At 26.4% G+C, this 22,203-nt stretch carries 20 protein-coding genes, 1 pseudogene and 1 riboswitch; of the genes and pseudogenes, 3 read left to right on the forward strand and 18 right to left on the reverse strand.

The window, feature by feature from the left end; all coding sequences use genetic code 11:
- Positions 1–621: 621 nt before the first annotated feature.
- From thiT to SPJ33_RS07325, 6 genes and pseudogenes are all read right to left on the reverse strand, one after another.
- Entirely contained in the window at positions 622–1,185 is a 564-nt protein-coding gene (gene thiT / locus SPJ33_RS07300; RefSeq protein ID WP_321117312.1) for an energy-coupled thiamine transporter ThiT, read from the reverse strand.
- A gap of 42 nt (positions 1,186–1,227) precedes the next feature.
- Positions 1,228–1,893, reverse strand: a pseudogene (tenA, locus tag SPJ33_RS07305) (thiaminase II).
- Positions 1,894–2,032: 139 nt separating this feature from the next.
- Positions 2,033–2,139: riboswitch (TPP riboswitch) on the reverse strand.
- Positions 2,140–2,183: 44 nt separating this feature from the next.
- Positions 2,184–3,371 (reverse strand): [FeFe] hydrogenase H-cluster maturation GTPase HydF, encoded by a 1,188-nt coding sequence (gene hydF, locus SPJ33_RS07310; protein WP_321117313.1) that lies wholly within the window; start codon positions 3,369–3,371, stop codon positions 2,184–2,186.
- A gap of 16 nt (positions 3,372–3,387) precedes the next feature.
- Entirely contained in the window at positions 3,388–4,767 is a 1,380-nt protein-coding gene (hydG, locus tag SPJ33_RS07315) for a [FeFe] hydrogenase H-cluster radical SAM maturase HydG (protein WP_321117314.1), read from the reverse strand.
- A gap of 23 nt (positions 4,768–4,790) precedes the next feature.
- The gene (gene hydE / locus SPJ33_RS07320) at positions 4,791–5,852 is read right to left on the reverse strand and encodes a [FeFe] hydrogenase H-cluster radical SAM maturase HydE (RefSeq protein ID WP_321117315.1); all 1,062 of its coding nucleotides are present in this window, start codon (positions 5,850–5,852) and stop codon (positions 4,791–4,793) included.
- Positions 5,853–6,156: 304 nt separating this feature from the next.
- The gene (locus SPJ33_RS07325) at positions 6,157–6,666 is read right to left on the reverse strand and encodes a hypothetical protein (RefSeq protein WP_321117316.1); all 510 of its coding nucleotides are present in this window, start codon (positions 6,664–6,666) and stop codon (positions 6,157–6,159) included.
- Between the two features lie 268 nt (positions 6,667–6,934).
- On the opposite strand from SPJ33_RS07325, the gene SPJ33_RS07330 reads away from it, so the two are divergent.
- The 3 genes from SPJ33_RS07330 to SPJ33_RS07340 all read left to right on the forward strand — a co-directional run bounded on the left by SPJ33_RS07330 (position 6,935) and on the right by SPJ33_RS07340 (position 10,070).
- On the forward strand, positions 6,935–7,846 hold the full coding sequence (locus SPJ33_RS07330) for a GGDEF domain-containing protein (protein ID WP_321117317.1): 912 nt from the start codon (positions 6,935–6,937) through the stop codon (positions 7,844–7,846).
- 134 nt (positions 7,847–7,980) lie between these two features.
- A complete protein-coding gene (locus SPJ33_RS07335) occupies positions 7,981–8,895 on the forward strand; it encodes a GGDEF domain-containing protein (protein WP_321117318.1) in 915 nt (304 codons plus the stop codon).
- Positions 8,896–9,131: 236 nt separating this feature from the next.
- Complete coding sequence (locus tag SPJ33_RS07340) at positions 9,132–10,070, forward strand: GGDEF domain-containing protein (protein WP_321117319.1); 939 nt, start codon at positions 9,132–9,134, stop codon at positions 10,068–10,070.
- A 38-nt stretch (positions 10,071–10,108) separates the two neighbouring features.
- Here SPJ33_RS07340 and SPJ33_RS07345 read toward each other — a convergent pair whose 3' ends face one another.
- The 12 genes from SPJ33_RS07345 to SPJ33_RS07400 form a co-directional block, all read right to left on the reverse strand.
- Positions 10,109–11,011, reverse strand: coding sequence for a DUF368 domain-containing protein (locus SPJ33_RS07345; RefSeq protein WP_321117320.1), 903 nt, complete (start codon positions 11,009–11,011; stop codon positions 10,109–10,111).
- Between the two features lie 158 nt (positions 11,012–11,169).
- Complete coding sequence (locus tag SPJ33_RS07350; RefSeq protein WP_321117321.1) at positions 11,170–12,171, reverse strand: inorganic phosphate transporter; 1,002 nt, start codon at positions 12,169–12,171, stop codon at positions 11,170–11,172.
- Positions 12,164–12,790, reverse strand: coding sequence for a DUF47 domain-containing protein (locus SPJ33_RS07355; protein WP_321117322.1), 627 nt, complete (start codon positions 12,788–12,790; stop codon positions 12,164–12,166). Before SPJ33_RS07355 ends, SPJ33_RS07350 begins: the two co-directional genes overlap by 8 nt.
- A gap of 249 nt (positions 12,791–13,039) precedes the next feature.
- Positions 13,040–14,542: a DUF1846 domain-containing protein gene (locus SPJ33_RS07360; RefSeq protein WP_321117323.1), complete on the reverse strand. Its 1,503-nt coding sequence runs from the start codon at positions 14,540–14,542 to the stop codon at positions 13,040–13,042.
- A gap of 148 nt (positions 14,543–14,690) precedes the next feature.
- Positions 14,691–14,855 (reverse strand): hypothetical protein, encoded by a 165-nt coding sequence (locus SPJ33_RS07365; protein WP_321117324.1) that lies wholly within the window; start codon positions 14,853–14,855, stop codon positions 14,691–14,693.
- Between the two features lie 77 nt (positions 14,856–14,932).
- Entirely contained in the window at positions 14,933–15,607 is a 675-nt protein-coding gene (locus SPJ33_RS07370) for a response regulator (RefSeq protein ID WP_321117325.1), read from the reverse strand.
- A gap of 1 nt (position 15,608) precedes the next feature.
- Entirely contained in the window at positions 15,609–17,147 is a 1,539-nt protein-coding gene (locus SPJ33_RS07375; RefSeq protein WP_321117326.1) for a sensor histidine kinase, read from the reverse strand.
- A 118-nt stretch (positions 17,148–17,265) separates the two neighbouring features.
- On the reverse strand, positions 17,266–18,264 hold the full coding sequence (locus SPJ33_RS07380) for a 2-hydroxyacid dehydrogenase (RefSeq protein WP_321117327.1): 999 nt from the start codon (positions 18,262–18,264) through the stop codon (positions 17,266–17,268).
- 24 nt (positions 18,265–18,288) lie between these two features.
- Positions 18,289–19,356: an AEC family transporter gene (locus tag SPJ33_RS07385; RefSeq protein ID WP_321117328.1), complete on the reverse strand. Its 1,068-nt coding sequence runs from the start codon at positions 19,354–19,356 to the stop codon at positions 18,289–18,291.
- A 174-nt stretch (positions 19,357–19,530) separates the two neighbouring features.
- Complete coding sequence (locus SPJ33_RS07390; protein WP_321117329.1) at positions 19,531–20,247, reverse strand: hypothetical protein; 717 nt, start codon at positions 20,245–20,247, stop codon at positions 19,531–19,533.
- A 120-nt stretch (positions 20,248–20,367) separates the two neighbouring features.
- The gene (locus SPJ33_RS07395; protein WP_321117330.1) at positions 20,368–21,537 is read right to left on the reverse strand and encodes an aminotransferase class I/II-fold pyridoxal phosphate-dependent enzyme; all 1,170 of its coding nucleotides are present in this window, start codon (positions 21,535–21,537) and stop codon (positions 20,368–20,370) included.
- Positions 21,534–22,016: an Lrp/AsnC family transcriptional regulator gene (locus tag SPJ33_RS07400; RefSeq protein ID WP_321117331.1), complete on the reverse strand. Its 483-nt coding sequence runs from the start codon at positions 22,014–22,016 to the stop codon at positions 21,534–21,536. Before SPJ33_RS07400 ends, SPJ33_RS07395 begins: the two co-directional genes overlap by 4 nt.
- Between the last annotated feature and the right edge of the window lie 187 nt (positions 22,017–22,203).

A 22,203-nucleotide genomic window follows, 5' to 3' on the forward strand; every position in this document is an offset into this window, starting at 1 on the left:
ATATACAAGAATCATAGGATTCTGCTTTAATCGTTTTTTGAGGTCTCGTTCATACGGAAACGCTACTTTCCGTACAGTTCTCTTATGAACTTCTTAATATTTCTATTAAGCACAGACTATATCTTATCCTACAGCATTATCTGTTTAGGTCTACCCACTTCCACTACCAATAGCTTGTAGTGTACTCCCCTCAGGAGGGATAGTCGTTGAAGTTTCTCCTATTCGGAGCTTACCTGCTGATTATCCATTATATAAGCACTTAGGATTTAACCATATACCATCTAACTAATTTTTTCTACTTTCGTAACATTCACATTTACCCTTATTTCATGGTTATGCTGTAGTTTAGTTAGCTTTAGGATTTTCCAGCAATTCAAGTAGTATTGGATAGGTTTTACCTATCTCTACATATAGATTTCTCTATACGCTGACTATTTTGGCTACTAACTCATGACTAATAAAGTCATGATTGTGCGTAGCCATTCTAATCAAATCCGTTTTTCATATCTTTTCTCCAAAACTTTTTTATTTTTACTTATTTACTATAACATAAAATTTTATTCATAAACAAAAAAAGTGGTCATATGACCACTTTAATTTGAATTAAATAGCTTATTTTATTTAGTTTTGCTTAATAGCTAATCTTTTTAACTTTACTAAAGGAAGAAAATTCATAACTATAATGCTAAGTATCCCCTCAACTCCTACACTACTTATATTATAAGCACATGAATATATCCATACATTCATTCCACTTGGTGCATACTGACCAAAAAATACAACACCTGATATTATTGATATAAAAACACTTAAAACTACAGCAATAAATGAACCTATATTTATTTTTAGTCTAGTATCATTTCCTAAAATACCAGCAAGACCAAATGCCATATTAGCAAGTATACAATCTAATAAAAACTGTACTGGATGAATTATAAATGCACCATTTAATAATTTAAGCAGTCCAAAAATCAGTCCACCAGTTACTCCTGTAGTTGGTCCATAAAAAATTGACAATAGCATTATCGGAAGCATTGAAAATAACGATATTCCTCCTCCTTGAGGATAACTTATAAAATGTATTAAATATAATAAAAATGATATTGCACAATACATTCCTATTACAACTAATTTCTTGGTGTTTAATGGATTCTTTTTTAAACTAATTCCATATAATACAAACATACAAACCGTAAAAAAAAATTATTAATATATTAATCATCATATCTACTTACCTTCAATCTTATATGCCATATTCCAAAATTTCATCTCATAAAGGCATGAATTTATAAATATATCTTTTAGTTTTTTCTTTTTAGAATCACTTAAATTTTCACACATAATATTTGTATAATCTATCCATTTGTTCGCAAGTTCATGATATTCTTCATTAGAATAAGATTCTATCCATTCTTTATAGAAGTTATTATCTAAGTTATCTCTATACTTTGTATAAAGTTTATGTCCTATATAATCATAACTCCATGTACAAGGAAGAATAGCTGCTATTATATCATATACATCACCAGTTAAAGCTTGTCCTAACATATAGCTAGTATAACTAGAATTGACTAAATTCATCTTTTCATTTTCTAAATCTTTTCTGCTTATTCAAAAATTCTTTAGATATTTTATATGTACAGCTGTTTCATCTTCCATGATTCCTTTTACTGACTCATAAAAGAATTTCATATCATCCATATCCTGAGACTTTACTATCCCAATACAAAATACCTTTGCATATTGTTTAAGATACAAATAATCTTGTATTAGATAATCTTTAAACTTTTCTTTATCTAAAATACCTTGACCAAGCTCTTTTAAAAATGGATGTTTTAAATATTCATCAAATATTTCTTTAGTTTCTTTAAATAAATAATCTGTAAATTTCATTTTTAACTCCTTCTAAAGAAAAAAAACATTAATTTCCTAAACTACTAATGTCATTTAGGAAATTAATGTTTTTCTCTTAATAAATTTAAAAAGGCTTTCTATGTGAAACACACAGAAAGCCATAAAATACAATATAAAATTAATTATATCCTTGCTTCCCTACGTTGGCATTATCCATATCAGGTAAAGGGTTAATAGCATTAATTAACTATTTCTCAGCTTTTTTAAGCACCCCTAGCTATTTAATTCTTCTTTATTATACATTATTTTATAAAAATATAAAACAACCTTTAAATTAAATCTTCAGTAGATCTCTCTAATATCCCTGTTAAAAAGGCAAGTACAACACCATAATTAGTTATTGGTATATTTTTTTCACCGCAAGATTTAACTCTATTTAAAACAGTTTTTCTGTTTATCATACAAGCTCCACAATGAATTATTAAATCATACTTTTCTATATCTTCTGGGAAATCATGACCTACTCTAAATTCAAAATTAAGTTTTCCTCCAACATATTTTTCTAAAAGCTTTGGAATTTTGACTCTTCCTATATCTTCATGAGAAACATTATGAGTACAACTTTCTGATATTAATATAGTATCATTAGGTTTTAGATTTCTAATCTTGTTTACACCTTCAATAAAAGCATTTAAATCACCTTTTTGTCTTGCAAAAAGTATAGAAAAACTTGTAAGTCTAATGTTTTCCGGAACTATTTGACTTACCTTTTTAAAGGCTTGTGAATCAGTTACTACTAAATCTACATCCTTTAAATCTTCTAAAGCATCTTTAAGTTCAGTATCACGAACTACATAACTTTTAATCCCATTATCTAAACAATCTCTTATAAGTTGAACTTGTGGAAGAATTAATCTTCCCTTTGGCGCTTCTGAATCTATAGGAACTACTAAAATTACTTTTCCATTGTAAGGAACTAAATCTCCAATTAGTGACTTTTCATCATCTTCTTTTTCTAATAATTTTACTAATTCATCCTTAAGAGGAGTTATTCCTATATCAGTTACTGTAGATGTGCATATAACATTTTCATACTTCTCTTTTAATGCTTCAACAATCTCTTTATTTGCAACTTCTGCCTTATTTGCAACTACAATAAATGGAATATTATATCTTAAAGCTTCAATTTTCCATTTATCAAAAGATTCAAAATCTGGGCTTGAAGCATCAAGTACAAATATTGCAACATCAGTCTTTTTTAAAACTTCCATTGTTTTTTCAACTCTAAGTTTTCCAAGTTCTGATTTATCTTCAAGTCCTGCTGTATCTATTAAAAGTATTGGACCAACAGGTATAAGTTCCATTGCTTTTTGAACTGGGTCTGTTGTTGTTCCTTCAACATTAGATACTAAAGACATTTCTTGTCCTAATATCTTATTCATTAAGGAAGATTTTCCGCTATTTGTATTTCCAAAAATAGCAACATGCTTTCTATTTGAATTTGGTGTATTATTCATACAAATCATCTCCTAATTATAAGAAAAGATCCCTCTTTCCTTCTTTTAACTTTTCAATATTGCCTAAAACAATATTCTTTGTTTTTTCATTTTTTATTTCATTTGCTACTTTATATGCAGTCTTTAATGCTTTTTCTTTAAATTCTTCATCACCATAATCTAATGCATATTCTACAAGTGTTGATATAGCATTTGGTTCACATACATTTTGTATTTCTCCACTTTTTGCAAGAGACATAAATCTATCCCCTGTTCTTCCTTTTCTATAACATGCTGTACAATAGCTTGGTATATATCCATCATCTAATAATTCTTTGATAACTTCAAGTGGTGTTCTGTTATCTGATGCTTCAAATTGAGTATCAGCTTTTCCATGTTGTTCTCTTTCTTTATATCCACCAACTCCTGTGCTTGATCCTGCTGAAACTTGAGAAACTCCATATCTTAATAATTCTCTTCTCATTTCTGCTGTTTCTCTTGTTGAAAGGATTATACCTGTAAATGGAACTGCAATTCTAAGTACTGCAACTATTCTCTTAAACATTTCATCACTTGGGATGTGTGGTAAATCTGCCATATCAACTCCTTTTGCTTTTCTTATTCTTGGAACTGAAATTGTATGGAAACCAACCCCAAATTTTTCTTCTAAGTGAGCATTATGCATCATAAGTCCTAAAACTTCAAATTTAGGATCTGCAAGTCCAAATAATGCTCCTGCACCAACATCATCTATTCCAGCTTCCATAGCTCTATCAAAAGAAGTTAAGTGATATTCATAATTTCCTTTTCTTGAATTTGGATGCATCTTTTCATATGTTGGCTTATGATAAGTTTCTTGGAATAAGATGTATGTACCTATTCCTGCTTCTTTTAGCATTTTGTATTCTTCAACTGTTGTTGCAGCTATATTTACATTTACTCTTCTTATTTCTCCATTTTTATTTTGAGTATTATATATTGTCTTTAAACATTCTAATACATATTCAATAGGAGCATTTACTGGGTCTTCTCCAAGTTCTAATGCTAATCTCTTATGACCCATCTTTTCTAGGATTCTAACTTCTTCTGCAACTTCTTCTTGTGTTAATTTTCTTCTATGGAAGTCGTTGCATCTTTGATATCCACAATAAACACAATTATTTACGCAATAATCACTTACATATAGTGGTGCAAACATTACAACTCTTTTTCCATATATGCTTTCTTTTATTTCTCCAGCTAACTTATACATTTCTGAAAGAGTATACTCATCATCTGTTGATAAAAGTATAGCTATATCTCTATAATCTAAATTTTCTCTTCTTTTTGCTTTTTCTATTACTTTTCTTGATTCTTCTACAGTTGGATTTTTTGTTTCTTCTAAAATATTATTAATTAATTCGTGATCTATAAACATTTTAATTCCTCCAAACTATTCTTCTATTGTTTGTTGTCCTTAAGCCACTTTACATTGTCGCCTCTACCTACTTCTACTTCATATCCAAATCTTCTCATTCTTCCTTCTATGCACATTCTGCATTCTGCTGCTTCATCTCCTGTACATATCTTACCATCATATAAAGCATACTTATCTCTAACTTCTGTTGGTGAAAGATTTGGCATAACAACATTTGCACCAGCTTTAACTCCTTTTTCACGTCCTAATGGATCAACACTTCCTAAAGCTGTTGATGCTGGAAGTAATACATCTGGAAGTAATAATCTAATTATAGCTAACATTATAACTGTCTTTTCTAAAGTTCCACCTTCTTCTTTACCAAGTGGTGTATCCTTTTGTGGTATAAATGGACCTATTCCACACATCTCAGGCTTAAACTCTTTTATAAATAATAAGTCATCTACTAAATCATTATTTGTTTGACCTGGAAGCCCAACCATAAATCCATCTCCAACTTGATAACCTATTTCTTTTAGATTCTTTAAACACTGTATTCTTTCTTCAAAAGATGCACCTGGATGAAGCTTATCATATAGATGCTTTGATGCTGTTTCATGTCTTATAAGATATCTATCAGCACCTGCTTCAAATAACTTCTTGTATGAATCATAACTTCTTTCCCCTAATGAAAGTGTTATTGCATTATTTGGATGTCTTTTTTTAATTTCCTTTATAATTTCAATCATTCTTTCATCAGTAAAATAAGCATCTTCTCCGCCTTGAAGTACATATGTCTTATAGCCAAGCTTATCTCCTATATCAGCACACTCTATTATTTCATCAAATGTTAATCTGTATCTATCTGCTTTATTATTGCTTTTTCTTATTCCACAATACATGCAATCTCTTTTGCAGTAATTAGTAAACTCTATAAGTCCTCTCATATACACTTTATTTCCGTAATTTTGAAGTCTTATATCATTTGATTTTTCAAATAGATATTCTTGATCCTTTTCTGTTATATTATCTAAAAGATATAAAAGTTCCTCTCTACTAGCATTATGTTCCTTATATAATTTATCTATAATGTTTTTTATATCCATAAAGTTTCCTTTCCAATTTATCGGCTATTATTTTTAAAATTTAACCAATAATCATTTTTTAATAAAGGTTTTTTCAAAAAAAGACTAATTTTCTAGTTTTTAATTTAGAAAACTAATCCTATATGTACTAAATAATAAAGATATAATACTAAAATATATCCTTTAAAACATTATCAAATTAACTCGCTTCCAGATTAATTTATATTTCTATTAATTTGTTTGTAAAGTAATTTAAAGAAACAAATTTAAAAGAACATTATATAAATAATATTACATAATTATTATAGTACAAATCTTTTGAAATTTATATACCTAACTTAACTAAAACACTATCTATTATTTGTTTTTTCTTTTCAGTTAAATATTTTCCATAGTAATCTTTATTTTCATCAATATTATCTATATACATTAAGAAGAAATTATCAAATTCCCAAGCATATTTATCTTCTATTTCTTTTACTATTTCTCTAAATTCTTCAATAGAATTAGTTCTTTTGAATTTTCTTATCTTACTATCTAATAAAGTATTATATTCTTTGATTTTTGACACAATTCTTGATATAACCTTTTTCTTATTCTTCAAGAAATATTTTTCAAACTCTACTTTAAGTTCAATAAGTTCACCTACAGCATATCCTCTACCTTCTATAAATAAAAGTGCTTCGCCTTTAAAGAATAGATTTTTTAATATTTCCTCTATTAATTGTGATTCATTATTTATATTCTTTAAATAATCTATCCCACCAACTATTTCTATTGCTTTTTCTAATTGTTTAGCTGATTCTTCTATTTTTTTATCTTTAATTTCAATCACTGTTTATTACTCCTCTTTTACATTAATATATTAAATATTATAGTAGGGAAAAATTTTATTGTCCATCTCAATAGTTTAAATTTATTAAATGAAAGTTAACTTTATTAAAAAAATTTATCATTATATAAAGTTTTTTAAAATTTATTGTTATTAAATGTATTAACTTGTATAATTTTATATAAATACAAATTAGAACAAAATGGTTAAATAATTTACACAAGCTATATTAAATTAGAATTATGAATAAATATATAAGAGGTTGATCGGATTGAATTTACTTAATGATATAAAAGAAAGATTATCTATATTTAAAGATCTTTACGATACTATAATATTAATTAATCCAAGAAATCACACTATTATAGATATCGATTCTAAAACCAATTCTAAAAAACTTAAGCAAACTAGATATTATAGATATATTGGTTTTTTGAATAACAAAAGGAATAATAAAGATTGCATAATTTTTCAAGCATATAAAACAAATAAAACTAGCGTAAAATTTGAATTAGAATATAATAAAACATTTTTAACTATTGCAACACCAATTACATATGATAATAAAAAATATATTGTTGTATTAGAAAAAAATATATCTAATACTAAAGTTATATTAGATGATCCAGAATACAAAAAACTAGAGAATTCATGTTGTAACTTGCATAATATTTTAAATAAAGATGTGTTAACTAATATCTACAACAAACGAGCAATAAATGAAAGATTATCTAAACATTTATCTAAAGATAGTATTCCAGCTTCAATTATAATGATTGATATAGATCATTTTAAAAGAATAAATGATACGTATGGCCATATGATAGGTGATAAGGTTTTAGTAGAATTTTGTAATATTATTTCTTCATGTCTAAAAAAAGATGAATCTTTCTTTGGTAGGTTTGGTGGCGATGAATTTATGATAATTTTAGAAAACGTTTCTCTAGGAACTGCAAATAAAATTGCAAATAAAATCAGAAAAAAAGTAGAATCTCACATATTTATTTATGATAATATAGCTTTAAAATTAACTTGTAGCTTAGGTGGATGTGTTATAGATAATGCAAATTTAGAAATAAAAGATTTTATTGAGATAGCTGATAAAAATTTATATTTTGCTAAAAATAGTGGCCGTAATAATATACTTTTATTATCAGATTTAGATTATATGAAAAAGAGTTGATTTATTTAAAATCAACTCTTTTAAATTTGTATTAATATATTAAATTTATAAAATACTATTGTTATTAATTATATGAATTTGTATAATGTGAATTGGAATAAAACTATTAATAATATATAAGAAGGTTGATTTAATTGAATTTACTTAATGAGATAAAGGAAAGATTATCTATATTTAATGATTTTTATGATACTATGATGATAATCGATCCTGAAAAACATATTATCATAGATATCTATAATAAAGTTGACCCTAAAAAATCTAGCGAAACAAGAACCCCTTTAAGGTGTGTTAATTCTTGGACCAAAAATGATAAATGTAACAATTGTATAGTTTTACAATCACATAAAACAAAGAAAACTGTAGTTAAAATAGAAGTGCAATTTGAAAAAACATTTTTAATTTTTGCAACTCCAATTACATACAATGATTATAGATATGTAGTTGTATTAGAAAAAGATATATCTGATAATAAATTAATCTTAGATAATCCAACAAGTACATTTTTAGAAGATTCATATCATAGCTTACATAGCATTGTTAATAAAGATATATTAACTAATATTTACAATAAGAGAGCAATAAACGAAAGATTATCTAAGGAATTGACTAAAGAAAATATTCCTGTATCAATCATCATGATTGATGTAGATCATTTTAAAGAAATAAATGATACATATGGACATGAAATAGGTGATAAAGTTTTAGTAGAATTTTGTGATATTGTTTCTTCATGCATTAGAAAAGATGAATCTTTCTTTGGTAGATTTGGTGGCGATGAATTTATAATAATTTTAGAAAAAGTTCCTCTAGAAATTGTAAATAAAATCACAAATAGAATTAGAGAAAAAGTGGAATCTCACACATTTATTTATGATGATATATCTTTAAAATTAACTTGTAGTTTAGGTGGATATGTTATAGATGATGCAAATTTAGAAATAAAAGATTTTGTTAAGATAGCTGATAAAAATCTATATTCTGCTAAAAATAGTGGCCGTAATAACATAATTTTATTATCTAATTTAGAAGATATAAAAAAGAGTTGATTTTAAAATCAACTCTTTTTTATTTGCGTTAATATATTAAATATTATGATAATTAAAAAATTTATTTTCTATCTTAATGATAAAATATAGCCTAAATTTATTAAGTGAAAGTTAACTTTTAAATGAAATACTAATTAAATATTAACTTTCAAAAATTTTATTGTCATTTAATATATCAGTTTGTATAATGTGATTTGAAATAAGACTATTAATAAAATTATAAGAGGTTGGGAGCATTGAATTTACTTAATGATATAAAAGAAAGATTATCTATATTTAATGATTTTTATGATACTATGGCATTAGTCGATCCTAAAAATCAGATTATCATAGGTATCTATAATAAAATTGATGATAAAAAACATATGAGCACACAAAAGCCTTCAAGATGTATTAACTCTTGTGGTGAAAATGATAGTTGTAAAACTTGCAAAAATGATAGTTGTAAAACTTGCATAGTTTCACAAGCATGTAAAACAAATAAAACTGCAGTTGACATTGGAATAGAATATGATAAAACATTTATGACTCTTGCAACTCCAATTACATATAATAATTATGATTATATACTTGTATTAAAAAAAGATATATCTGATAATAAATTTATCTTAGATAATTCAAAAACTCCATTTTTAGAAGATCCATATTATTCTTTTAATAGTATTGTCAATAAAGATGTATTAACTAATGTCTATAATAAAAGAGCAATAAATGAAAGATTATCTAAGGAATTGACTAAAGAAAATATTCCTGTATCAATCATAATGATTGATATAGATCATTTTAAAGAAATAAATGATACATATGGACATGAAATAGGTGATAAAGTTTTAGTAGAATTTTGCGATATTATTTCTTCATGCATTAGAGAAGATGAGTCTTTCTTTGGTAGATTTGGTGGAGATGAATTTATAATAATTTTAGACAAGGTTTCTCCAGAAACTACAAACAAAATTGCAAATAGAATCAGAAAAGAAGTAGAATCTCACACATTTATCTATGATGATATATCTTTAAAATTAACTTGTAGTTTAGGTGGATATGTTATAGATGATATAAATTTAGAAATAAAAGATTTTGTTAAGATAGCTGATAAAAATTTATATTCTGCTAAAAATAGTGGTCGTAATAATATAATCTTATTATCTGATTTAGAAGATATGAAAAAGAGTTGATTTATTTAAAATCAACTCTTTTAAATTTGCATGAATAATTAATTATTATTTAAATTCTTTTTTTCTAATTTAACTTTAACCCTTTCAAGAGCAAAAATTATAGCTCCACCTATCACAAAATATATTATGCTAAATGAATGAATATCCATAGGTGCTTTAGGTACTTCAAGTGAAGTAGGTCCCATAGTTACTGCATATAATGAACCTATCATTAAGCCTAATACACAATATATTGTTTGAGATCTATAATTTGCAAGAGCATATTTTACTCCTCTTATAGTAACTAATATTCCAGTTACTACTCCAAGCACAAATACTATAACTATTGGCAAGTAATCAAAATTAAATTTAATAACTTCTTTTATAGCTCCAAGTATTGGCGCATATAGGCCAAATATTAAAAGTATTGTTGAACCTGATATACCAGGAAGAACCATTGCAGATATTGCAATCATTGCAGATATAAATATATAAATAACAAGACCTATATTTAAATGATCAATTGATACACTTACACCTTTTCCACCTGATGATGCTGGATTAAAATATGTAATCCCAGCAACAATAACTATTCCAATTATTAAAAATATTATATTTTTATACTTTCCTATAATGCTCTCTCTTTCTTCTTTAAATATTATAGGAATAGCTAATATGATAAAGCCTATAAAAAGTGAGCTTATTTCATAAATATGTTTTTCAAATATTGATGTTATGAATAATACAGATAAAACAAATCCAAATATCCATCCTATACCAAGCTTAACTAAAAACTTTATTGCTTCTAATCTTTCTTCTTTACTACCAGTAACTAAATTATTTAGAGAATTTATAAATTTATCATAAAAACCTAAAATAAATGCAATAGTTCCACCTGAAACCCCAGGTACACTATCAGCTAATGCCATACAAAAGCCTCTTATGAAATTAATAATATACAATTAAATCTCCCCTTCTTTTAATTATCATAATAGATAATAACATATTCTCACATTATAGCGAAAGTATATTTTATATTTTTCTTTTTAAAAATATAGTTTTTATTAGTATCATAAAAAAAGGATAGATTAAACTTATAAATCTATCCTTTTATATACTATTATATAATAAATTTTAAAATTTCTACTACTATACCTGAAATTATAGCACTTAATGGAACTGTTAAAATCCAAGCCCATATGATGTTTTTTGCAACTCCCCATTTTACAGATTTAACATTTTTTGATGCTCCAACTCCCATTATAGTAGTTGTAATAACTTGAGTTGTACTTACTGGTGCATGGAATAAAGTTGCTCCTAAAATTGAAGTAGCTGCTCCCATTTGGGCTGCAAATCCACTTACAGGAGTAAGTTTTGCCATTCCGCTACCCATTGTTTTTATTATCTTTTTACCACCAATTGATGTTCCAAGAGCCATAGCAAGTGCACATGCTGCCATTACCCAATCTGGAACTTCAAATGTACTTATAAATCCACCACTTAAAAGTGCCATTGTAATTATACCCATTGACTTTTGTGCATCATTACCACCATGATTTAATGCCATAAATGCTGATGCTAATATTTGAAGTTTTTGGAATAATCTATTTACAAATCTAGGTTTGAAAGGTTTAAGTATCCAATTTAATGCTACCATTATTATGTAACCTAATGCAAAACCAATAGCAGGTCCTAATACTAACCAAACTATTACATGGTTAAATACATTTGACCATTGAACTACAGCAAAACTTCTATTATATACTATACCTCCACCTATTAATGAACCTATTAATGCATGAGATGAACTACTAGGTATACCAAAATACCAAGTTAATAAGTTCCATATTATACAAGCAATTAGTACCCCAATTAATACCCATTGTGGCATATACTTATTACTTACTATATCATCTCCAACAGTTTTAGCAACTGCTGTTCCAGTGAATGCCCCTATAAAATTAAATACAGCACAAAGTAATATTGCTGTCTTAGGTTTTAATGCTCTTGTTGTAATTGTTGTTGCTACTGCCGTTGCAGTATCATGGAATCCATTTATAAAGTCAAATGCTAACGACAAAACAACTATTACTACAGTAATTATAACAGCTGTACTATGCATTCTTCATTACAACTCCTTCAACAATAGTTGCAATAGTTTCGCAATCATCTAATGTATTTTCTAATAATGAGAATATATCTCTCCATTTTATTATTTCTAAAACTTCATCTCCACTTTTAAATAGGTCTGTGATAGTTTGTCTATAATATATATCCCCTTTATGTTCTATTGAGTTAATTTCTCTTATTTTTTCTAATATTCTATTATTTTTCTTTCCTATCTTTTTAAGCTCTTCCATTAAATTTACAACTTCTTCTGTAGCGTGTACTATCATATCGCACATCTTTATAGCTTCTTCTCTAGTCTCCTTTAAATCATATATGATAAGTCTACTTCCAGCTGAATCGATAGAATCTAAGATATTGTCCATCTTTTTTATCAAACTATAAACATCTTCTCTATCTAAAGGTGTTATAAATGCATCTTCTAACTCTACTATGCTATCATGCACTATCTTGTCCCCTTTATGTTCAAGATCTCCTATAGCTTTAGAATTTTTTTCTTTATCCTCTAATTCAACAAAGCCCTTTTTTAATAACTTAGCAGCTTCGCAAATATTTTTTGCTTCTTCAACAAACAGTACAAAAAATTTATCTTCTTTTGGATTTAAATTGAACATTTCTGTCACTCCTTATAAACATATAGCAGTATAAATACCGCTCCTATATTAGTATAATCGTTAGTTTTTTTTATTTAAATGCTTTAACTGTTTTGTTTACTTATTGTTTTAATATTTAACCTAAATTTAATATTAAAATTTATTTGTTTAAAATTTAAATTGTTTACATTTTGTTTATATTAATTACATCAAATTCATAAAAAAGAGAGAATTTTCTTCTCTCTTTAAAATTTGTTAATATTATAAAGCTTAGTAATATAAATTTTCTGTTGCATATTCTGCATCACAAGTTATATCAATGCCAAGTTTTCTAAATGCTTGCTCATCATTATTGCTTATTATTGTTGTTGAGTGAGCTTGTGCTCCTTTAAGCATAGGAAGCTTTTCTATAGCAACTTGAGCCATTGGATTTGTTGCAGCACAAATACTTAACGCCATAAGTACTTCTTCACAAGTAAGTGCTGGTCTTTTTGAAACTAATGTTTCTTTCTTTAATTTTATTATAGGGTTTAATATAACTGGCGATATTAAATGTATATCATCTGAAATATTTGCAAAATGCTTTATTGCATTTATGATAACAGCTGCTGTTGCATCCATTAATTCTGAAGTTTTACCTGTAACTATTGTTCCATCTTCTAATTCAATTGAAACTGATGGACATATATCATTAGTATTTTTAAGTTTTCTAAGTCTTTCTGAATTTTCTCTTGCCTTTGTAACAACTTTTCTATCTGATTCTTTTAAATTTAATTCACTCATTATAAGGGATACTCTTTGGAATGTTTCCTTATCAACATACCCTTTTTTATATTCACAAGCAGTTTTAAAATATCTTCTTATTATTTCTTGTTTTGAAGCTTCTTTTACAACTTCATCATCTATAATTCCAAAACCTACTCTATTAACTCCCATATCAGTTGGTGATTTATAAACTGATTCTTCTCCTGTTATCTTTTCAATTATTCTCTTTAAAACAGGGAAACTTTCAATATCTCTATTATAGTTTACTGCAATTTTATTGTATGCATCAAAATGGAATGAATCTATCATATTAACATCTTTTAAATCTGCTGTTGCAGCTTCATATGCAATGTTAAGTGGATGCTTTAGCGGAACATTCCATACCGGGAATGTTTCAAACTTTGAATATCCAGCTACTCTTCCATTTTTATTTTCATGATAAAGTTGGCTTAAACAAGTTGCAAGCTTTCCACTTCCAGGTCCTGGTGCAGTAACAACAACGATTGGTTTAGTTGTTTCTATATAAGGATTTTTTCCATATCCTTCATCACTTACTATTGTATCAACATCAGTTGGATATCCCTTAGTTGATCTATGTTTATAAACTTTAATTCCTCTTCTTTCAAGTTTATTTATAAATATCTTTGTAGCAGGTTGATCATCAAATCTAGTTATTACAACACTATTAACATCTAAATCATATGATCTTAATTCATCTATTAATCTTAAAACATCAGCATCATATGTTATTCCAAAATCGCCTCTTATTTTATTTCTTTCAATATCTCCTGCGTATACACAGATTATAATTTCTGCTTTTTCTCTTAATTTATGTAATAATTTAATCTTAGCATTTTCATCAAAGCCTGGTAATACTCTTTTAGCATGTAAATCTTGAATTAATTTTCCTCCAAATTCTAAATATAGCTTGTCGTAATTATTTACCCTTTCTAATATATATTTAGATTGTTCTTCTAAATATTTTTTATGATCAAATCCTATTTTCATAATATATCCCTCTTCCTACTTTTTGTAATAAAGTACTATTATTGCACAAAACTTTTTTAATGTAAATTATATTTTTAGCTAAATTATAAGAAACTATTAAAAAAAGTAGTGAAATTTATAAAATTTCACTACTTTTTCTTTGATTAACTCACTTAAATTTCTTATACACTGGACTGTTTTCATAAAACCAAGTAAACCAAATTAGATTTAGAAAAAATATATAATATAATGGTTGGCTTGCTGTAAATCCTTTCAATCCTATAAGTGATAATAATCCTAAAAGCCCTATATATTTATGTTTTTCATATACCATAAACCTCTCCCATAATCTTATTTAATATATAATATGTATATACAAGTATAGAGCTCTATATAATAATTTTTTAAAACTTACTTAAATGTATACTTAAATTCTGGTCTACCAACATTTCCATAGTCTATGTTAACTATAACTTTATCTATACTTTCTAAATAATCTATGTATTTTTTTATAGTTACATTACTTACACCAGTCTCTTTTGATATTTGTCTAATAGTCCAATAAACTTTATCATTTTTTTCTATAACTTCATATATTTTATTTAAGGTAGTCTTATTTATACCTTTAGGTAAATCAGTATATTCATTGTTTACAACATTATTATTAGATATTTTATCAATAGATAATTGATCTAATCTAGATTTACCTATTAAAATCCTATTATTTTTAAGATGCTTATCTACAGCTTTTTTAAACCTATCAAATTCAAATGGTTTTATAAGATAATCTATAACTCCATATGCAAATGCTGTTTTTATTCCTTCTGTATTATCAGCAGCCGTCATCATTATAACATCTACTATTATGTCCCTTTCTCTTATATATTTTAATATTTGTATGCCATTTTCTTTAGGTAAGTATACATCCATTAAAATTAAATCTACATCATTATTTTCTAACAACTTCATCAAGGCTTCTTTATCCGAAACTGTCCCTATTACTTTAAAACCTTCTATCATTTCTATGTATTTTTTATTTATAAGAGCTACCATTGGATCATCTTCTACAATAATAACATTTCTCATACTATTCCCTCCTTTTTATTGAAATCTTAAATTCTTTATAACCTTTATGTTGTTTTATTTTAATATTTCCATCATATAAATCCACCTTACTTTTAACAGAAAATAATCCTATACCACGCCCTTTTCCTTTTGAACTCACTCCATTTTCAAATAATTTATCTATTATATTTTTATCTATACTATTCCCATTATCAGATACTTCTATTTTTATATCTTTATCATCTTCATAGATAAATACCTTAACAAAGCTTTCTTTATCATTTTCAGAACATGCATCAAAAGCATTTTCAATAAGATTTCCTATTATTGTTATCAAGTCTATAGATGTTATATTTCCATGTTCTTCTTTCATATAAGACTTTTTATCAATTATAAAATTAATATTCTTCTCTTTTGCAATTAATTTTTTACTTTGCAATATAGCACTTATTAAGTTATCATTTATGTTTCCTAAGCTTATTGAGCTTTCTGATACTTCTTTTTGAGAATCATAAATATATTTCTTAGCTTCTTCATATTCTTCTATATTTATAAGCCCAAGTATTACATGAAGTTTATTTTTAAATTCATGCACATTTGCTCTAACATTTTTTAAAAGATCATCTATACCTGTTATTTCACGAGCAAGTCTATTTATATTCTCAGCTTTTAATAATGTGATTACAGCTCCTAAATGCTTATCTTGTTCTTCTATAAATTCTAAATTAACAAAAACTTTTTCTCCAGATAAATATACTTCTTTCATTTTAATCTTTTCACGCTTTTCTATATAACTCGATAATTTTCCTATAAGCTCATTAATATTTAAATTTTCAAACATTTTTAAGCAATTATTATTTATCTCTAATATTTTATTTTCATTATCTATAGCAATAATACCCTCACTTATTGAATCGAGTATTATTTTTTTCTCATTATATAATCTTGCAATTTCCTCTGGTTCCATACCAAGCATTTCTTTTTTTATTTTTTTAGCTAAGTTTCCTGAAAGTAAAATAGTAATTATTAATACAATTACAAAAAGAAACAATGATACACCTATAATTTTAATAGTAAGAGATTTAATATCTTTAAAATACTTCCCTACCATCACAAAGCCAACTTGATGTCCATTATAATATATAGGCTCAAAATATCTAAATGTAGTCCCCATAGACCCCTTCATGGTTGAATAATAATTAGAAGAGTTTTTTACAGCATCTATATAATCAGGATTTACATATTTTTGTCCTATTTGTTTATCGTCTAAATGTGAATATTTTTTTCCATTCATATCTCCAACAACTATAATATCTACATTATTAAATTCTTTTATATAATTATTAACATAATTTTGAATAGAAAAATCAAGCTTTTTATATTCTAATTTTTCTTGAACTAATGAAGTATGTGCTACTACATAAGCTGTTTCTTTTAAATCTTTTTTTATGTCATCTCTCATGGTACTTACTCTAAAATTCATAAAAATAATAAATGTAAGCACTATAGGTATTATAGCTATTATTATACTTCTTATTTTAATTCTCTTTTCAAAAGTCATTCTAGCCCTCCTAATTATAACTCATATACTAAGTTATTATAATATATAAATAATTTAATAGTAAAAAAATAACCCCACTAGATTATTTCTAATCATAGTGAGGTTACTATAAAAAATACTAAGCTATTGCATTTTTACATTCATTTCCTACTAAGTAATCATTTAAGTTGTCATATGAAATACTTATCATGTTTGTTAATGCTTCATCTGTGTATGAACCCATATGAGGAGTTAATAATACTTTAGGGAACATTTGTACAAGTTTTTCAATATTCTTATCTGCTATTTCTTGTCCATTTAAGTTCTTGAAGAATACATTTCCTTCTCCTTCTAATGTATCTGCTCCAAATCCAGCAAGTTTTCCACTTTCAAGACCTTTTATTATAGCGTCTAAATCTTGAAGTTCTCCTCTTGCAGTGTTTATAAGTATTGAATTATCTTTCATTTTTGATATAAATTCATCATCGATGAAGTGATAGTTAACATCCTTTATATAAGGCATATGAACTGATATTACATCTGATTTATTTAATAATTCATCTTCACTTACAAATTCAACAACTTCTTTTGCAGCATCACTTTGGAATACATCATATCCTAAAACTTTAGCTCCTAAACCTTTGAAAAGTCTAGCTGTTGTAAGTCCGATTCTTCCTGTTCCGATTATACCTACTGTACAGTTTCTGATTTCTCTACTAAACATAGTAGCATCTATTGTAAAATCTTTATCTTTTGTTCTGTTAACAGTATAAGCTGTATGTCTAAGTAACATCATAGCTAAAGTTACTGCAAGTTCTGATATTGCATTTGGAGAATATCCTGGAACTCTTGCTGACTTAAGTCCTAAATCCTTAACTGCTTCTAAATCAACGTGGTCAAATCCAACTGTTCTTGTAAGAACATATTTTAATCCGTGTTTGCTTAATAATTCTAAGTTTTGTCTGTCAGCCATACAGTTTCCTCTAACCATTATAGCTTCAGCACCTATTGCTTCTTTAACATTTTCATGATTTAATCCTTTTTCTACAAGTTTTAAATCATATCCGTATTTATTTAATTTATTGAAGAATTCAACTTCTGTTTCTCTTACTCCAAAACAAACTAATTTAATTGACATATAAGTCACTCCTTCTTATGTTATCTATACAAATAATCCTATATTTTTAATAACTTCTAATACAACTATCCAACATGGGATACCTACTACTGCTACGATTGTTGATAATAATGAACACTTAGATGATAAAAGTGATTCTTTATCAAAACTTATAGCATATGCAGCTGCAACTGTTGCAGTTGGTGTTGCCATCATTATTACTATTGTAGCTAGTCCAACATATGATACTGGTAATATACCTGTAACATTTAAGATATATAATAATACAACATTTATTAATGGTACTAATATAACTTTCTTTATACTATAAATCCATGACTCTTTTGAAGATATAGCTTCACTAAATGGTACTGTTGCAAGATTTGCTCCGATTGCTAACCATGCAAGTGGTGAACATAATGAACTTAAGTATGTTAATGGTTGATAAAGCCATGGTACTGTTTTATCTATTCTTAAAAATGCATAACTTTTTACACCTTCTGGAGTTGCAACTGCAACTTGTGGTAACATATCTTGGAATAACCATATAAATAGTCCTAAGAATGTAGCAATTATTACTGGATTTAAGAACATGCTCTTTAAATTCTTTTTAAAATTGCTTTTATCCATTTTTATACCAGACATTTTTATGTAACCATATGAATAAAGGAATACTCTATAAGCTATGTTAAATATTGATGAGTACATAACCCCTACTGTTCCGTAAACAGCTTGTACTATTGGTGTACCAAAGAAAGTAGTTGAACCAAATATAGTTAATACTCTTAAAGCATCTTGCTTACTTCCTTTATATCTTACATAAAGTAATTTACTTAAGAATATAAGGATTATATATATTGCAAATCCCCATATTAAAATATTCATTCCTTCATGCATGCTTTGTTTATTTATATCTACTAAGAATGATTTTAGTGCTAGAGCAGGTATTGCTACTGATAATGCAACCTTTGATAATATCTTTGATGCTCCATCTTTTATTATATCTTTCTTTCTTAAATAAAATCCTAAGAAAATAATAGCTATTGATGAAAAAATCGCTCCAATAATTGAATTATCCGTTAATGTTTTTCCAAGAATACTTAATATATTCATGAATTACATCCTCCTTTGTTTTTTATTTTTATTTATCAAATGCTTTGTTATTAATTTCACATTTATGTTATAATATTAACAACAAAATTTAAACCATATTTAAGTTTCTAAATAATTATTTAACTTATTTAAGTAAAATTCGATTTAAAACGACAAAGAGTTCAATAACATATGTTATTGAACTCCTAATACACTTACAATGAAATCTTCATTAAGTTCTTTTGAAATTATATTCTTTATTTTTATTTTTGCATGTTCATTTGTATACTCTAAAATAGGATCTGTAATATATGATAGTGTGTCTAAGTATAATTTTTCTCCACTAATTATATTTAAAACTATTTCTTTTTGAGAATATAATTCTTTATACTCTCTTAATATATCATAAACCACAAACCCACATCTTTTTATTGGAGATTTTTCTGATACATAAACTATCCCTTTAGAACAATCATCTGTATTAATCAATTTACTTATATAAAACTTCACTATCTCTTTAGATATTACAGTTTTATCTATAAAATTATCTACTTTAGTTATTTTTTTATTTATAATTACATCTGTATATTTTATATTATTAAGTAAAATATATTGCTTTAAATTTTGTGCTAAAACTTCATCATGATTTCCAAATACTATTATATTATCGTTAGATTTTATTTCTTGCTTAAAAACATCAACTATTGTACTTTCATTTGTTTTAGTTAAATCTATAAAATAAATATTATACCTATCAATATTTTCTCTGCATGTATAATAAAAACTTAAAATATTTTCTTTTAAGATTATTTTCTTTTGTAAATCACAATTATTAAAATGCTTTATCCATTTAATCAAAACAGATCCTTCTGCATTAAAACACAGTACTTTTATATTATTTTTTTCATTCACAATATACTTACCCTCTTTTAATTTTCTCTCATAATGCAATAATATAACTTTTATTTATGTAATTGTTTAATTTATAAAAAAGTGATAATAAGATTTATATCATCACTTTTTAGATATATATTATTTTTTATTGTTTTCTATAAATCTATTTATTCTTTTAATAGCTTCAATTAAATCATCCATTGATGCAGCATAGCATGCTCTTATAAAGCCTTCTCCACATTCTCCAAAGGCATTACCTGGTACTGTTAAAACCTTCTCTTCCATCAATAATTTTTCGCAAAATTCATCTGATGTCATTCCAGTTGATTTTATGCAAGGAAATACATAAAGTGCACCTAAAGGTTCAAAACATTCTAATCCCATTTTTCTAAACCCATCAACTAATACTCTTCTTCTTCTGTTATATTCTTTTGCCATATCTCTTACACTGTCATCACCATTTTTAAGTGCTTCTATAGCTGCATATTGAGCAGTAGTTGGCGAACACATTATTGCATATTGATGTATCTTTTTCATAGCATCTATTAGTACCTTATTTCCACATGCATATCCAAGTCTCCAACCAGTCATTGCATAAGCTTTTGAAAATCCATTTATAACTAAAGTTTTATCTTTAACTTCTGGAAAACTTGCAATTGATACATGTTTTTTATCATAAGATAATTCACTATATATTTCATCTGATAAAATAACTATATCTTTATCTTTTAAAACATCAACAATCTTTTCAAGTTCTTCTCTTGTCATAATAGCCCCTGTTGGATTATTAGGAAATGGTAATATTACCACTTTTGTCTTTGGAGTTATTGCTTCTCTAAGCATATCAGGCATAAGCTTAAAATCATTTTCTGCCTTTAGATTAATTATTTTTGCTGTAGCCCCAGTAAATGCAGTGCATCCTTTATAAGCTACAAAACTAGGTTCTGGTATTATAACTTCATCTCCAGGACCAACTAAAGCTCTAAGCGCTAAATCAATACCTTCACTTCCTCCAACAGTTACTAATATCTCATCTTCTGGTCTATAAGAAAGATTATATCTTCTATTCATATAATTTGATATTTCTCTTCTTAACTCAATAAATCCTGCATTTGAAGAATAATGAGTGTGTCCTTTTTCTAATGAATATATTCCAGCTTCTACAACATTCCAAGGCGTTACAAAATCAGGCTCCCCAACTCCAAGTGATATGACGTTTTCCATCTCATTTATCATATCAAAATATTTTCTTATTCCTGATGGGGGCATATCCTTTACTTTATCTAAAATCATTTTTTCCATAATCATATAAATATATTCTCCCTATCATCTACTTTTTTGTCTTTAAATATTGTTCCATGATCTTTATATTTCTTAAGTACAAAATGAGTTGCAGTTCCTTGAACATATTCTTGTACTGCAAGTTTTTCAGATACAAACATAGCAACTTCTTTCATAGTTTTACCCTCAACTATAACTGTTAAGTCAAAACCTCCAGAACTCATTAAGTAGCATGCTTTTACATTTGAAAATTTATATATTCTTTCAGCAACTTTATCAAAACCCTGACCTCTTTGTGGAGTTATCTTAACTTCTATTAAAGCTGTTACTGTTTCTTTGCCTGTATTTTCCCAATTAATAAGAGTAGTATATCCAGCAATTATATTTTTTTCTTCATAGTCTCTTATAGCTTCCCTAACCTCATCTACAGTTTTATTAGTCATTATTGCTATTTCTTCATCAGTATATCTGCTATCTTTCTCTAATACTTCAAGAATCTCATCCATATATTTACTCCTCCCTATTATCTCAATAATCCTATTTTAAAATAAAAATCCTTCATCCCTCAAAACAAGAGAACGAAGGTTAGGTTTATATATATTTTTATTTTCTATATTATATAACTATATTTTAATAAGTTCAATGCCTTTTTCTATTTTTTAAATATCTATAAAATTATCAAAAAAGAAACTA

This window comes from Clostridium sp., from assembly GCF_034179595.1.
In the GTDB taxonomy this organism is placed as follows: Bacteria; Bacillota; Clostridia; order Clostridiales; family Clostridiaceae; genus Clostridium.